This is a genomic window from Rahnella sp. NRRL B-41462, from assembly GCF_003263525.1.
Classification (GTDB): Bacteria; Pseudomonadota; Gammaproteobacteria; order Enterobacterales; family Enterobacteriaceae; genus Rahnella; species Rahnella aceris.
The window spans coordinates 47,998-62,646 of the sequence record NZ_JYDF01000052.1 but is presented as its reverse complement, the minus strand read 5'-3'; the positions used below and the strand labels follow the sequence as shown (position 1 = coordinate 62,646).

General features: G+C 56.4%; 14 protein-coding genes and 1 pseudogene. 14 read left to right on the top strand and 1 reads right to left on the bottom strand.

All coding sequences use genetic code 11. The features are described 5' to 3' along the window. The first annotated feature begins 100 nt into the window (after positions 1-100). The 14 genes and pseudogenes from UC14_RS13930 to UC14_RS13860 all read left to right on the top strand — a co-directional run bounded on the left by UC14_RS13930 (position 101) and on the right by UC14_RS13860 (position 12,486). A pseudogene (locus tag UC14_RS13930) lies at positions 101-741 on the top strand (phage baseplate assembly protein V). Then, a complete protein-coding gene (locus UC14_RS13925) occupies positions 738-1,088 on the top strand; it encodes a GPW/gp25 family protein (RefSeq protein WP_112197901.1) in 351 nt (116 codons plus the stop codon). Before UC14_RS13930 ends, UC14_RS13925 begins: the two are co-directional and overlap by 4 nt. A gap of 2 nt (positions 1,089-1,090) precedes the next feature. Beyond that, positions 1,091-1,999, top strand: a complete 909-nt coding sequence (locus tag UC14_RS13920) for a baseplate assembly protein (RefSeq protein WP_112197900.1) — start codon at positions 1,091-1,093, stop codon at positions 1,997-1,999. Further along, complete coding sequence (locus tag UC14_RS13915; protein WP_112197899.1) at positions 1,992-2,519, top strand: phage tail protein I; 528 nt, start codon at positions 1,992-1,994, stop codon at positions 2,517-2,519. The genes UC14_RS13920 and UC14_RS13915 overlap by 8 nt, the downstream gene beginning before the upstream one ends. A gap of 9 nt (positions 2,520-2,528) precedes the next feature. Continuing rightward, a complete protein-coding gene (locus UC14_RS13910) occupies positions 2,529-5,024 on the top strand; it encodes a phage tail protein (RefSeq protein ID WP_112197898.1) in 2,496 nt (831 codons plus the stop codon). 9 nt (positions 5,025-5,033) lie between these two features. Then, the gene (locus tag UC14_RS13905) at positions 5,034-5,489 is read left to right on the top strand and encodes a tail fiber assembly protein (protein WP_112197897.1); all 456 of its coding nucleotides are present in this window, start codon (positions 5,034-5,036) and stop codon (positions 5,487-5,489) included. A 162-nt stretch (positions 5,490-5,651) separates the two neighbouring features. Beyond that, positions 5,652-6,821, top strand: a complete 1,170-nt coding sequence (locus UC14_RS13900; protein ID WP_112197896.1) for a phage tail sheath protein — start codon at positions 5,652-5,654, stop codon at positions 6,819-6,821. 14 nt (positions 6,822-6,835) lie between these two features. Then, positions 6,836-7,345 (top strand): phage major tail tube protein, encoded by a 510-nt coding sequence (locus UC14_RS13895; RefSeq protein WP_013573932.1) that lies wholly within the window; start codon positions 6,836-6,838, stop codon positions 7,343-7,345. Between the two features lie 59 nt (positions 7,346-7,404). Then, positions 7,405-7,686 carry a phage tail assembly protein gene (locus UC14_RS13890; RefSeq protein ID WP_112197895.1) on the top strand — a complete coding sequence of 94 codons (282 nt, stop codon included), beginning with the start codon at positions 7,405-7,407 and terminating at the stop codon, positions 7,684-7,686. Between the two features lie 32 nt (positions 7,687-7,718). Next, positions 7,719-7,838, top strand: a complete 120-nt coding sequence (locus UC14_RS13885) for a GpE family phage tail protein (RefSeq protein WP_112197894.1) — start codon at positions 7,719-7,721, stop codon at positions 7,836-7,838. Beyond that, complete coding sequence (locus UC14_RS13880; protein WP_112197893.1) at positions 7,831-10,305, top strand: phage tail tape measure protein; 2,475 nt, start codon at positions 7,831-7,833, stop codon at positions 10,303-10,305. Before UC14_RS13885 ends, UC14_RS13880 begins: the two co-directional genes overlap by 8 nt. 12 nt (positions 10,306-10,317) lie before the next feature. Next, positions 10,318-10,788, top strand: a complete 471-nt coding sequence (locus tag UC14_RS13875; RefSeq protein ID WP_112197892.1) for a phage tail protein — start codon at positions 10,318-10,320, stop codon at positions 10,786-10,788. A gap of 8 nt (positions 10,789-10,796) precedes the next feature. After that, positions 10,797-11,945, top strand: coding sequence for a phage late control D family protein (locus tag UC14_RS13870; protein WP_370447470.1), 1,149 nt, complete (start codon positions 10,797-10,799; stop codon positions 11,943-11,945). Positions 11,946-12,264: 319 nt separating this feature from the next. Continuing rightward, the gene (locus tag UC14_RS13860; protein WP_112197889.1) at positions 12,265-12,486 is read left to right on the top strand and encodes a DNA-binding transcriptional regulator; all 222 of its coding nucleotides are present in this window, start codon (positions 12,265-12,267) and stop codon (positions 12,484-12,486) included. Positions 12,487-14,156: 1,670 nt separating this feature from the next. On the opposite strand, the gene tssD is transcribed toward UC14_RS13860, so the two are convergent. Then, on the bottom strand, positions 14,157-14,648 hold the full coding sequence (gene tssD, locus UC14_RS13850) for a type VI secretion system tube protein TssD (RefSeq protein WP_013576956.1): 492 nt from the start codon (positions 14,646-14,648) through the stop codon (positions 14,157-14,159). Position 14,649 lies beyond the last annotated feature (1 nt).

Below are 14,649 nucleotides of genomic sequence, written 5' to 3'. Positions count from 1 at the left end.
TAAGATAATATCTAACTCCAAATCTTATCCTCGTTGTACTACCGATGCCACAATCTCACTTAATTGTCTAAGCAACCACACAGCCGGCATTCTTTTATCCATGAATACATCCATCCCAAACAACGACATTCCGCGCCTGCTGCGCAATCTGATCCGCATTGGCACCATTGCCGAGGTGGATTTAGAGGCGGCGACTTGTCGCGTTAACACTGGCGGCAACGTCACTGACTGGCTGCACTGGCTGACCGCCCGCGCAGGGCGTTCCCGTTCCTGGTGGGCACCGTCCATCGGTGAGCAGGTTCTGCTGTTCTGCCTGGGCGGCGAGCTGGATACCGCCTTTGTGATGCCTGCTGTTTTCTCCGATGAATTCCCTGCGCCGTCGGGGTCAGCCGATGCTTTGCACGTCACTTTCCCTGACGGTGCGGTGATCGAGTACGAACCAAAAACTGGTGCACTGCAGGCAACCGGTATTAAGTCCGCCACGGTAAACGCGTCGGAAAAAGTCGCGGTGACTGCACCGGATATCACCTGTACGGCGAAAACCCGCATTACGCTCGACTCGCCGGAGGTGGTCTGCACCCACAAACTCACCACGGCAGCCTGGAGGTGAAACAGGGCGGCACGATGACCGGTAACCTTACCCACTCGGGCGGCAGCATCACGTCAAACGGCGTGGTGGTGCATACCCATAAACACAGCGGCGTCCAGACGGGCGGCGGTCAGACTCAGGTGCCTTCATGACGAATGCGAAATACATCGGCCTGGCTCGCGACACGGGGCGCAGCGTCGAAGACCTGGCGCACATTCAGCAGTCGGTCAGCGACATTTTGCGCACGCCCGTCGGTTCCCGCGTCATGCGCCGTGACTATGGTTCACTGCTATCGATACTGACTGACCGCCCGCAGAATGCGGCGCTGCGGCTGCAAATTATGGCGGCCTGTTACAGCGCGATCCTCAAGTGGGAGCCACGCGTCAGCCTGACCGGCATCACCTTTGACACGACGTTCGACGGAAAAGCCGTGGTGGAACTCACCGGCACCCGCAAAGATACGTCCGCCGCCATTTCCTTAACCCTTCCTGTGAGCTAACCATGGCAACTATCGACCTGAGCCAGTTACCCGCCCCCGACGTGGTGGAGGTGCTGGATTACGAAATCCTCCTGGCGGAGCGCAAAGCTACGCTGGTCTCCTTGTACCCCGAAGACCAGCAGGCCGCTATCGTCCGCACGCTGACCCTGGAGTCTGAACCCATTGTGAAGCTGCTGGAGGAGAACGCTTACCGCGAAGTGATCCTGCGTCAGCGGGTGAACGAGGCGGCGCAGGCGGTGATGCTGGCGTATGCCACCGGTACGGATCTGGACAATATCGCCGCGACGTTCAGCGTGGAGCGCCTGACCATCACGCCTGCGGATACGGTCAGCATGCCCGCCGTGGCGGCAGTGATGGAAAGCGATGCGGATTTGCGTATCCGCGCGCAGCAGGCGTTTGAAGGGCTGAGCGTGGCGGGTCCGGTCGGCGCGTATGAGTATCACGGGCGCTCTGCCGACGGGCGCGTGGCGGATATTTCAGTGATCAGTCCGTCGCCTGCCTGCGTGACGATTTCCGTGCTGGCACAGACCGGCAACGGCACCGCCCCCGCTGACCTGCTGGCGGTGGTTCAGGCCGCGCTCAATGACGAGAACGTGCGCCCGGTGGCTGACCGCGTGACCGTCCAGTCTGCAACCGTCGTGAATTACACCATTGACGCCGTGCTGTATCTGTTTCCGGGTCCGGAAGCCGAACCCATCCGCGAAGCCGCCGAAGCCAGGCTTATCGCCTACACCACCGCGCAGCACCGGTTAGGCCGCGATATCCGGCTGTCCGCCATTTATGCCGCGCTGCACGTTGAGGGCGTCCAGCGCGTGGAGCTGAAAAGCCCCGCCGCTGACATCGAGCTGGATAAAACGCAGGCGTCATTCTGCACCGCGTACACCCTGAAAGTGGGCGGCTACGATGAGTGATCGCCTGCTGCCCGTCGGTTCCTCGGCGCTGGAAGTTGCCGCCGCCGAGGCCTGCGCCGCGCTTGAAAACGTGCCGGTGCCGCTGCGGCAGCTTTGGGATCCGCTGACCTGTCCGGCAAAATTTTTACCGTACCTGGCGTGGGCGCTGTCGGTTGACCGCTGGGATGAAAACTGGCCTGTCTCCACCAAGCGCCGCGTCATTCAGTCCGCCTGGTTCATTCACTGCCATAAGGGAACCATCGGTGCCATCCGGCGCGTGGTGGAGCCGCTCGGCTACCTGATTAACGTGACCGAGTGGTGGGAAACCAATGACGAACCCGGCACGTTTCGCCTGGATATCGGCGTGCTGGAAACCGGCATCACCGAAGACATGTATTTAGAGATGGAGCGGCTGATTGCCGACGCCAAACCGGCCAGCCGTCATCTGATTGGCCTGACCATCACCCAGGATATCAAAGGCGACGTTTACACCGGCGCGGCGCACTACCTGGGCGAACTGCTGACCGTTTACCCCGCATAAGAGGACGATATGAGCACATTTAAATCCGTTGTCACCACCCTCGGGCAGTCGCGCATTGCGGCCGCCATTGCGGCGGGGACTGACATCAACATCACGCAGCTTGCCGTCGGTGACGGCAACGGCAAGGCAACCATGCCGGTTGCCACGCAGACAAAACTGGTTAAAGAGGTGTACCGCACGCCGCTCAATTCCTTAAAGCTGGATCCGACTCACGGCAACTGGGTCATTGCCGAGGCGGTGATTTCTGCGAGCGTCGGCGGCTTCTGGATGCGTGAAATGGGGCTGTTTGCTGACGACGGCACGCTGATTGCCGTCTGTAATATGGCGGACACTTACAAGCCGACCCTGGCGGAAGGGTCAGGGCGCACGCAAACTTTGCGTATGGTGATTGCCGTCAGTAACACCGAGGCTATCAGCCTGCTGATTGACGACTCGGTGATTATGGCCACCGAACAGTATGTGAATGACCTGCTGGCCGCACATGAAAAATCCCGCAACCATCCCGACGGCACGCTGACGGCAAAGGGTTTTGTTCAGCTTAACAGCTCGGTCAGCAGTACCAGCGAGGCGCTGGCCGCCACGCCCAAAGCGGTCAAGGCCGCCAACGACAATGCCAACACCCGCGTGCCGTCCACCCGCAAGGTGAACAATAAAGCGCTGAGCGCTGACATTACCCTGACGGCGGCGGATGTGGGGGCGCTGCCGGTCGCGTCCGCCGTTCTCGGCACCGCGAATATCAACACGTTTAATCTGGCAAACATCGGGGTTTACGTGCAGAGCACCGGCGCGAATGCCACGGTCGCCAATGGCTACCCGCCAGGCGCACAAGCCGCAGGCGTGCTGGAGGTTATCCCCGCGTCCTGGACGGGCGGCGTGTTGCAGCGTTACACCGTGCAAAACACCGGCATGGTGTGGACGCGTGCGCTGAATGCGTCCTGGAATGGTACGGACGGACCCTGGCGTGAGTGGGTGCAGGCCAGCGCGGTGAATTCCGTCACAGTGCCGTCGGCCATCCTGACAACAACAGATATTAATACCCTGGGCTTTGCCAGCGGAGCCGGAAGCGCCGTCCTGTACGCGCAGCCTAAAAATGCCAACGCCACGGCGGCGTTGCACTATCCGCAGGGCATTGCGGGAACGCTGTATGTCACGCCGAGCGCCTACGGGTGCCAGCAGATGTACGTCACGTTTACCGGCAATATCTGGAATCGCGGATTGTCCGCTGACTGGAACGGCGTAGATGGTCCCTGGAAAGAGTGGGTGCCCACGTACAGCGCGAATAACAAACCCACCGCCGCCGACGTGGGCGCGTGGACGGCGGCGCAAAGCGCCGCCAGCGAAAAGGCGCTGTCTGATGAAATTGCAACGGCGTTTAAAATCCGCGCCAATTTAACCGCGACGGATTCACCTAATACATTGCGTGGCTCAGCCATGTTCGGGCATTACGGCGTGCCCGGTGCTGCCGCCGCGACCACGGACAAAGGCTATCCGATGAACGGGTTCGTCGGCGTAATTTTCGTGACCTGGGGACCGAATGCGACGCAGCAAATTGCCTTTAACAACAACGGACGACAGTTTACGCGGGGCGCGTCGGGGGCGTGGAACGGTGTCGATGGTCCCTGGACGGCCTGGAATGAAATTTACTGCCAGGCGAACAAACCGACACCGGCAGACGTCGGCGCGTTACCGGCGGGCGGGACGGCAGTCGCGGCGACCAAACTCGCCACCGCCCGCAAAATTGCCGGTGTGGCCTTTGATGGCACGCAGGATATCAACCTTAGCGCGGCAAACGTGGGCGCACTGCCTTCAGGCGGCACCGCCGTTGCCGCGACCAAACTCGCCACTGCCCGCAAGATTGCCGGTGTGGCGTTCGATGGCACCCAGGATATCGGGCTGAATGCGGATAATGTGGGCGCATTTCCCCGCGCGGGCGGTGATGTCAACGGTCGCGTCACGGCGAATTATCTCCGGGCGATAACCATCCCACAGCCCGGCGACGGACAGGGGACGTATTTAGGCTGGAACGAAAGCGGCGGCCAGGGCGAATCCAACTTTGTGAACAACAAAGGCGGCGGCGTGGGCGGGTTCAAATTCCGCATCGTCAACCAGGGCAATACGGTACAAACCGGCGAGATGACCCTGTCCGGCAACGGCGACAGTAATACGTCCGGCACCGTGAATGAGATGGGGCAGCGCGTTTTCAGCCCCAATAACCGGCAGCCGGTCAATACCAACACCGCCAATCTCGGCGGCGGCTGGTGGCGCTGCGGTGACACAGGAATGATTAAGCAGTGGGGCGTCGTCAACAAAGGGAGCCGCGGCTGGTCAACGGTGAATTTCCCCATTCCCTTCCCGAGCGCCTGCGTCAACGTTCAGGTGACCGCCATCAATGGCGGCGGCGGGACGTTCAATGACAACTTTGGTACGGCACAAATTATCAATAACATCGGTTTCACCTGCGGCCAGGACAGCGGCGGCAGTTACTGGGAAGCCACCGGCTGGTAAGGGAAAATAATGAGCAACTATTACAGCGCAGTCACCTCAAGTCTTTATGTTTACAGCCCGCTCACCAACGGTTTTTATCCGCGTGCGTTGCGGGACGTGTACGACGATGCCGGAAGCTGGCCGGAGGATGGCATTGCGGTCAGCGATGTTGTTTACCGTGAATATCAAACCCTCCCCCCACCGGAGGGGAAAATGCGGGTTGCGGGCGCTGACGGTCTGCCTACCTGGGGAGATATTCCGCCGCCGACGGTTGAAGAACGCAAGGCCGAAGCCGTCACGGCCTTGTCCGCCCTGATGGCAAAAGCAAACGCGGCTATCGCACCTTTGCAGGATGCCGTCGATATTGACGATGCGACGGAGGTGGAACGGGCAAGCCTGACCGCCTGGAAAAAATACCGCGTCGCCCTTAACCGGCTGGATTTGTCTGCTGCGCCGGATATTGCCTGGCCTGAAATCCCCGCTTAATTCATGTAATTCATGCCCCGAAAGGGGCGTTTTTGTATCGAGCACAGTCAAATCTGACTGTGCTGCAGCCGCGTTGTGCCATTGTTCAAACATCCCTCCCGCCGTGCCTGATTGTCCCCAACACGCGATGATTGACCTCACCCCAATCACAGGAAAAACACCATGGCTGATTATCATCACGGTGTGCGCGTTGTTGAAATCAATGACGGCACCCGCGTTATCTCCACCGTTTCCACCGCCATCATCGGGATGGTCTGTACCGGCGAGGATGCCGACGCGGCGACCTTCCCGCTGGATACGCCGGTACTCATTACCAACGTACTCACCGCCGCAGGCAAGGCCGGTAAAACCGGCACGCTGCGCGCCTCCCTGATGGCTATCGCCAACCAGGCTAAACCGGTGGTCGTTGTGGTGCGCGTCGCCCAAGGCGAAACCGAAGCGGAAACCACCTCCAACATCATCGGTGGGTCAGACGACACCGGCATGTATACCGGCATGAAAGCCCTGCTGTCCGCACAAACTGAACTCGGCGTAAAGCCGCGCATTCTCGGCGTGCCGGGTCTGGATAATCAGGAGGTCGCCACGGCGCTCGCCGCCGTCTGTCAGCAGCTCCGCGCCTTTGGCTACGTCAGCGCGTACGGCTGCAAAACCGTCTCTGACGCCATCAAGTACCGCGACAATTTCAGCCAACGTGAGCTGATGGTGATCTGGCCGGATTTTGTATCCTGGAACACCACCACCAACGCCAGCAACATCGCCCCCGCCACCGCTTATGCCCTCGGCCTGCGTGCCAAAATCGACGCGGAAACCGGCTGGCATAAAACGCTTTCGAACGTCGGGATCAACGGCGTCACCGGCCTGTCTGCCAGCGTGTACTGGGATTTGCAGACCCCCGGCACCGATGCCGACCTGCTGAACCAGGCGTGCGTCACCACCCTTATCCGCAAAGACGGCTTTAAGTTCTGGGGGCAGCGCACCTGCTCGGATGATCCACTGTTCCTGTTTGAGAACTACACCCGCACCGCGCAGGTGCTGGCGGACACGATGGCGGAAGCGCACCTGTGGGCGATGGACAGGCCAATGACCCCGACGCTTATCAAGGACATGATTGCGGGCATTAACGCCAAGCTGCGCGAAATGAAAACCGCCGGTCTGATCATTGACGGCACCTGCTGGTATGACGCGGAAGCGAACACCGTTGAAACCCTGAAAGCAGGCAAGCTGTTTATTGATTACGACTATACGCCGGTGCCGCCGCTGGAAGATTTAACCCTGCGTCAGCGCATCACCGACCAATATCTGGCGACGTTTGCCACGGCCATCAACAGCTAAAGAGGCGCTAAAACATGGCACTGCCTAAGAAACTGAAATACCTGAACCTGTTTAACGACGGGAACAGCTACCTCGGCACGGTCAGCGCGCTGACGCTGCCGAAACTCACCCGCAAGCTGGAGAACTATCGCGGCGGCGGCATGACCGGTTCCGCCGCCATTGATTTCGGGCTGGACGACGACGCGCTGAGCTTTGAGTGGACAGTGGGCGGGATGGATGAACTGGTGCTGAAACAGTGGGGTGCAGTCGATGCCGTGCCGCTGCGCTTTGCCGGTTCCTTCCAGCGCGACGACTCCGGTGACACCTCCGCCGTGGAAGTCACCCTGCGCGGACGCCATAAGGAAATGGATTTCGGCGAGTACAAACAGGGCGAAGACACCGAAACCAAAATCACTACCCAATGCACCTATTTCAAGCTCACGATTGACGGCAGAGACGTGATTGAAGTCGATACCGTGAACATGGTGGAAATCGTCGGCGGCGTTGACCGCGTGGCACAGCACCGCAAAAACATCGGCCTGTAACCCGTAACCCGCGCCGGATAGCGGCGCGAAACATCCCCTTTTGAAGAAGAGACACCGCTATGTCAGAACACAATGAAAACATCGTAATCCTGGAAGAACCGATCAAACGCGGCGACACGCTGATCGACCAGGTCGAAATCATCAAGCCGAACGCCGGACACCTGCGCGGGATTGGCCTGGCGGCGCTGGCGAATGCCGACGTTGACGCGCTGACCGTCATTCTGCCGCGCATTACCGTGCCGAACCTGACCGCGCAGGACTGTAAAAGCCTGAACCTGCCCGACCTGATTGCCCTGGCTGGCAAGGTGATTGGTTTTTTATCGCCGAAGTCGGAACAGTAAAGCTTCCCCCTACCCTGACAGTTGATGATCTGATGGCAGATATCGCGGTGATTTTTCACTGGCCGCCGTCAGAACTGAACCCGATGACGCTGACCGAGCTTTGCGGCTGGCGTCATAAGGCCATGCAGCGCAGCGGAGCCGACAGTGAGTAACTTAAAATTAGAGGTGTTGTTAAAGGCGGTTGACCAGGCGACCCGCCCGTTTAAATCGGTGCAAAACGCCAGTAAGGCGCTGGCCGGAGAGATTAAAAATTCGCAGACCACCCTCAAAGACCTGAACGCCCAGGCCGGGAAGATCGACGGCTTCCGTAAATCCAGCGCACAGCTTGCCGTCACCGGTCAGAAACTCAACGCCGCCAAAGCGGAAGCGGCGGCGCTGGCGATCCAGTTCAGAAACATCGCCAGCCCGACCCGTGCACAGGCGCAGGCCATGGAGTCCGCGAAGCGTACCGCCGCGCAGTTGCAGACTCAGTTCAACGGGCTGCGGCTGTCGGTGCAGCGTCAGCGCACGGAACTTACCCAGGCGGGCATCAGTACGCGCACCCTGTCTGACTCTGAGCGCCGCCTGAAAGCCTCCATCAGCGAAACCACCGCGCAGCTCAACCGGCAGCGTGAATCACTGGCACGGGTGAGCGCGCAGCAGGCCAAACTCAACGCGGTGAAAGGCCGGTATCAGGCCGGTAAACAACTGGCCGGCAGCGTCACCGGCGCAGGGGCGGCGGGCGTCGGCATTGCGACGGCGGGCACGGCGGCGGGTGTCGGGTTGCTGATGCCCGGATTTAACTTTGCGCAGAAAAACTCAGAATTGCAGGCAACGCTGGGGTTAGAAAAAGACTCCGCCGATATGACCGCCCTGCGCACCCAGGCGCGGCAGCTCGGCGACAACACCGCCGCCTCTGCCGATGATGCGGCCGCCGCGCAAATCATCGTCGCCAAATCCGGCGCGGACAAGGACGGCATTCTGGCGGCGACGCCGACCATCCTGAATCTGTCCCTGGCAAACAAGCGCACCATGGAGGAAAACGCCACGCTGCTGATGGGCGTGAAGTCCGCGTTTGGCATGACCAATGACACCGTGTCACACATCGGTGACGTACTTTCATCGGCCATGAATAAGTCTGCCGCCACCTTTGAGGGGCTGTCTGACACCATGACCTATGCCGCACCGGTGGCAAAGCAGGCCGGTATCAGCGTCGAAGAAACGGCGGCCATGGCCGCCGCCCTGGCGGATGCCAAAATCACCGGTTCGATGGCGGGCACCGGTGCGCGTGCGGTCATTACCCGCCTGCAGGCACCGACGGGCACCGCCGCTGCCGCGCTCGGTGAGCTGAAGGTGAAAACGGCGGACAGCAAAGGCAACATGCGCCCGCTGTTTGTCATCCTGAAAGAAATGCAAAAGAGTTTTGCGAAAAACAAGCTCGGCGATGCGCAGCGTGCGCAGTACATGAAAGCCATCTTTGGTGAAGAGGCCAGCTCGTCGGCGATGGTGCTGATGGACGGCGCAACGTCGGGCAAGCTCGACACGCTTACCCAGGCGTTCAAAACCTCGGACGGCAAAACCGAGGCGCTGGTGGCGATCATGCAGGACAACCTCGGCGGCGACTTTAAGGAATTTCAGTCCGCCTATGAGGCGGTCGGCACAGACCTGTTTGATCAACAGGATTCGTCACTGCGCAAACTGGTGCAAACCGCCACCGGCTACGTGCTGAAACTGGATAAGTGGGTGGTGAACAATAAAGCCCTGGCGGCCACGCTCGGTAAAATTGCGGGCGGTGCGCTGCTGATTATCGGTGCGCTGGGCGTGTTTGGCCTGGTGGCCGGTCCGGTTATCAGCGGGATTAATCTGATTGTCGCCGCTGCGGGGATGCTCTGGACCCTTCTCGGCACGGTGGGCGGCGCGATTGCGACGGTGATCGGCGGCCTGACATGGCCGATTGTTGCCGTCGGTGTCGCCATTGTCGCCGGTGCGCTGCTTATCCGTAAATACTGGGAGCCGATCAGCGCCTTCTTTGCGGGCGTCATTGAAGGGCTGGGGGTGGCATTCGAACCGGTAAAAGAGATGTTTTCGCCGCTTAAGCCGGTGTTTGACTGGCTTGGGGACAAGCTCAAAGTCTTGTGGCAGTGGTTCAAAGACCTGATCCAACCCGTGAAATCCACGCAGGAAACGCTGAACAGTTGTAAAGATGCGGGGGTGTCGTTTGGTCGCCTGGTCGCTAACGCACTGACCGCACCGCTGCAGGTGGCTAATAAGCTGCGTAGCAGTGTGGTCTGGCTGCTGGAGAAGCTCGGCATCATCAAGGATGAATCGGCAGACATTGATAAAACGGCGGATAAGGCTGACCGGCGTTCGAAGCAATCCGGCGACGGGGATCCGCAAGCGCATCCGCTGGACAACCCCGCCCCCATTGTCCCGCCGCCGGGCGGCCTGCTGGGAGGCGGTTACACGCCGGTGTCCGTCGGCGGCGGGCGCAGTTACATCGACCGCAGCACGCACCATTACACCATTGCCGCCGGTGCGGGTTTAGGCGTCCAGGATACCAGCCGCCAGATCCGCGCCGAGCTGGAAGCCCGTGACCGCGCCCGCGCCGCCCGGCAACGTTCCCGCATGGATAACGATTAAGGAGATGTCCGCATGATGTTAACGCTTGGACTGTTTGTGTTTCAGTTGCAGACCGTCCCCTATCAAAGCTTGCAGCGCGATGTGGATTACCGCTGGCCGGTAAACAACCGCGTCGGCCTGCGTCCGCTGCCGCAGTTCCTCGGCGTGAATGAGGAGAAAATTACCCTGTCCGGCGTGCTGATGCCGGAAATCACCGGCGGAAAGTTGTCACTGATGGCACTGAACCTGATGGCCGACGAAGGCAAGGCGTGGCCGCTGCTGGAGGGCAGCGGCACCATTTACGGGATGTTCGTGGTGAACAGCGTCAGCGAAACCCACACGGAATTCTTCTCCAACGGCGCGCCGCGAAAGATAGAGTTTACGCTGACGCTGACCCGCGTGGATGAATCGCTGGCGGCCATGTTCGGCGATATGAAAGCCCAGGCCGACGGGCTGCTGAATCAGGCCGGAGGTTTAACCGGCCAACTGGGAGGCTTGTTGTGATTACGGATATGACCATCGGTGCCGGTGCGCAGTTTGCGCCGGACTTCACGGTGACCGTCGGCGGTAAGGACATCACGCAGGACGTCAGCAACCGGCTGATTTCGCTGACGCTGACGGATAACCGCGGCTTTGAGGCTGACCAGCTCGACATCACGCTGAGCGACACCGACGGCCTCCTGGAGATGCCGCCACGCGGCGCGGTGATAAATATCGCGCTCGGCTGGAAAGGCCAGGCGCTGACGAACAAAGGTGACTTTACCGTGGATGAGGTGGAGCATCGCGGCACGCCGGACACGCTGACCATCCGCGCCCGCAGTGCGGACTATCGCGGCAGCCTGAACTCCCGCCGAGACAACTCCTATCACGACACGACGCTGGAAGCGGTGGTGTCTGCCGTGGCGGCACGTAATAAACTCAAGCCCGCCGTTGCCGAGTCGTTCAGGGGCGTGCCGGTGTCGCACATCGACCAGACGCAGGAAACGGACGCGAAATTTATCACGCGCCTGGCGGAGCTGAACGGCGCGGTTGTCGCCATCAAGGCCGGTAATTTGCTGTTTATCAAACCTGGCGCGGCAAAGACGGCCAGCGGGAAGCCGATTCCGCAGATGACGATTGTGCGCAGCGACGGCGACGGGCATACGTTTAATATTGCTGACCGTGGAGCCTATACCGGCGTGTCGGCAAGCTGGCTGCATACCAAAGACCCAAAACCGAAAAAGGTGAAGGTGCAGCGCAAACCGAAAGTGCAATACCTGCGCGCCCTGCAACACCCGAAAGCCAGGAAGGTCAGCACGAAGGTGCAGAAAACACCGGAGGCGAAGGAAGGGGATTACCTGGCGGGCAGCGATGAAAACGTGTTTGCCCTCACCACCATCTACGCCACGCAAAAGGCGGCCATGCGGGCAGCCCAGGCAAAGTGGGACAAACTCCAGCGTGGTGTCGCAGAGTTCTCGATTTCCCTGGCTCGCGGACGGGCTGATTTATTTCCTGAGACGCCGGTGGCGGTGTCCGGCTTTAAATCCGTGATCGACGCGCAGCCCTGGATAATCAGCAAGGTGACACACAGCCTGGGCAGCAGTGGATTTGTGACGACGCTGAATCTGGAGGTATTGCTGTCGGATGTGAGTTATGAGGCGAGCGGGGACGATAGGTTGTGAATGGTTGAGGCTAAGCTTCATGATGAGCGTATAAAACATGTCTAAAAACAGTAGTATATCCAAAACACCACTGGGAAGAGTGCGTATATAAGAAGGCAAACCCAAACGGCCTTCATAAACCAACGGGCATGACGCCAGATGTAACGTTCCCTTTCGTTAGCGTCACGAATCGCGCTTTGTATATCGTCCTGATTTGTCATCTCGTCTGCCTTGGGGATTTTGTCACCTGTTATGTAAAACACTGTAATCCCGGATGTATGTTTTGAGCAATAACATACAATGATTTAATCTGATTAAAAATGATTACATGGTGATTATTATGATGCATTGCCCCAAATGCCAGCACGCAGCACACGCCCGTTCCAGCCGTTATCTGAGCATCAACACCAAAGAACGCTATCACCAGTGCCAGAATATTAATTGCAGCTGTACATTCAAAACTCATGAGTCGATCGCTGACATCATTGTTGAGCCAGGAACAGTTCATGCCGTTCAATTGCATCCAGACAAACACAACCAGCAATCCCTACAGATGCACTAAAGAAAAAGCCCCGAATAAACGGGGCTTAGTTGTCGATGTGGTCAATGCGTGGACACTTAAATGAATAAATCCTTTTAATTCATATATTTAACATCATTTCCTAAGGCACAAAAATGTGCCTTTTTTAGTGCCTTTTTATTACTCAGCGCCGTTCAACAGTATCTGAACCTGTCAGTCTGATGTTCTCAATTGTCGACGGAGATATAAGCACGCACCAGAATAGCGCATCGTTGCTTCTGCCCCTGATCCGGAGGTTTTGACCGCAAAAAGCGTCTCCGGCGCGCCCCGGCGTTCTGCCAATAACTGCGGGTTGACTAAAAGCTCAGTCACGGAGAATCGACGCCTGTCGGTGTTCAACGCAGGGAGAGGAGATTAGTATCACTTGTATCTGTCCAGAAAATCTAATCATAAACAAAGCCCTGAGTAAGTATTACGAAACAAAAATGAGTTTAAATGACACCGGATGCCAGACAAGCGACCAAATAATGTGTAAATAAGAACAATGTCTTGTTCTCTCAGCACATGGGGAGTCAGAAACATTAGCGTATGAGCTTTTTCCAATTCCTGGCCTGTTCTTTTCGCTACCCCTGCCGATTTTTATTTCAGCCGCATCAAGAAGCAGTCAGCAAGGTATTCAATAAAAATTCATATGGCATGCTTACTAGGAAATGTCTTAGCCATAATTTATATTATAAAACCCATCCCCTGTTCAGATAAGGGTTGTATATAGAAATTCAAAATAAGAACAATCTTGGTAAAAGGAGTCATTACTAAAAACTAACAGAACCCCCACATATTCACTTACGGTTTGCAAGAAAAATCCCCTTGCTAATTTCAAAAGAAATTATGTAAAGTACACTCGAGATAAAGAGTAGTAATTAAGATAATAAAATCAAATAAATAACATTAAGCAAGAATTCATACACAGCAAAAGTCAGTCCGAGAGGTTTACGTGAAAAGTAATCATGTTGATGAGCATGCTACATGCGGATTCTGTGATAGTAAATTAAAGGAAAACAGTACCCTATGTCCTTATTGTGGTGCTGAAATAATCATGGCCTATATTGACAGACCTACGAGGAAGTTAATTTTATATTTGCGGATCATCTTGATTTTTATTTCAGCTCTTTTAATCCTGTTACTCTACCAAAACTATAACTTTGTTAATCTATCTGTCATTTTAGCGATACCTTTATTCTTACTTGCCTGGGTTATGCCATGGTTATTTTTCAGAATAAAAAATAAGGATAACTATATTTGGAGGAAAAAGAACCCGCTGATTTAGTTTAAAATATTTTTTTGTAATATAAGGCACTGAGGTTATAGCACTATGATTTAGTTACCTCCTCTTTCTACCCTCTTACTTTATTCAACCAGGCAACATTTTTGCAGACGCAGAGGTCGCTTTGAGCCTGAAATCGTAACGACGGTAAATGAGGAGGTTACTTGAAGTTATTTTCCTGGGAAAACCGCTGCATTCCAACCCCGGCTTTATGGAGAAGAACTGCATGCAGTACCCGCAAGGATTTTTTACATCGAAGGATAATGTCGATGTGGTCAATGCATGGATACTGAAATAAAAACCATTTAATTCATGTCATTAATATCGTTCCCTGAGACAAAGAATAGGTGTTTTTTAGCGAGATTTTACGTCGTCATCTGCGTACTAACTATACCGTCGCCCTTTCGTTCCAGGCATCAGTGTGTTGAATATTTCCATCAAGATAAAGCCAGGTAATTTTCTGATAACGAAATTCTACGATTTCCATATGATTAAATTTTTCTTTTGCGGGATCTTTGATATCGAACATCACGGGCATTAGGTTAACGACTTTCACGTTTTCCAGCAGAATAGTAAAATACTCCGCCTCTTGTCCTGCATCGTTGATCCGATAATATTTCAGTTCTACGCGCTTCAGCGCTTGCCCCATAGAAAGGGCTTTATAGAGATAAGGTGAAGACGAATCGATTTCTTTTTCTATCAGAAATGGGAGATGCCGGCGGGTGCCGGTGAATTTACCGTTATGGTTATCGGTCGGAATATGTACACTGTGATGCAGCCCTAACACTTCCACGCTGTATTCACGGCCTTGAATGTCAATACCTCCCTTAATAATATTACCGCTATCATCATACAAAAACATATAAACAGGAATGCCCATA

Coding starts and splice junctions, on each gene's coding strand:
- UC14_RS13915 (WP_112197899.1), top strand. CDS start 1,992: ATGAGTGATCGCCTGCTGCCCGTCGGTTCCTCGGCGCTGGAAGTTGCC.
- UC14_RS13905 (WP_112197897.1), top strand. CDS start 5,034: ATGAGCAACTATTACAGCGCAGTCACCTCAAGTCTTTATGTTTACAGC.
- UC14_RS13890 (WP_112197895.1), top strand. CDS start 7,405: ATGTCAGAACACAATGAAAACATCGTAATCCTGGAAGAACCGATCAAA.
- UC14_RS13920 (WP_112197900.1), top strand. CDS start 1,091: ATGGCAACTATCGACCTGAGCCAGTTACCCGCCCCCGACGTGGTGGAG.
- tssD (WP_013576956.1), bottom strand. CDS start 14,648: ATGGGCATTCCTGTTTATATGTTTTTGTATGATGATAGCGGTAATATT.
- UC14_RS13910 (WP_112197898.1), top strand. CDS start 2,529: ATGAGCACATTTAAATCCGTTGTCACCACCCTCGGGCAGTCGCGCATT.
- UC14_RS13875 (WP_112197892.1), top strand. CDS start 10,318: ATGATGTTAACGCTTGGACTGTTTGTGTTTCAGTTGCAGACCGTCCCC.
- UC14_RS13895 (WP_013573932.1), top strand. CDS start 6,836: ATGGCACTGCCTAAGAAACTGAAATACCTGAACCTGTTTAACGACGGG.
- UC14_RS13885 (WP_112197894.1), top strand. CDS start 7,719: ATGGCAGATATCGCGGTGATTTTTCACTGGCCGCCGTCAGAACTGAAC.
- UC14_RS13870 (WP_370447470.1), top strand. CDS start 10,797: ATGACCATCGGTGCCGGTGCGCAGTTTGCGCCGGACTTCACGGTGACC.
- UC14_RS13925 (WP_112197901.1), top strand. CDS start 738: ATGACGAATGCGAAATACATCGGCCTGGCTCGCGACACGGGGCGCAGC.
- UC14_RS13900 (WP_112197896.1), top strand. CDS start 5,652: ATGGCTGATTATCATCACGGTGTGCGCGTTGTTGAAATCAATGACGGC.
- UC14_RS13860 (WP_112197889.1), top strand. CDS start 12,265: ATGATGCATTGCCCCAAATGCCAGCACGCAGCACACGCCCGTTCCAGC.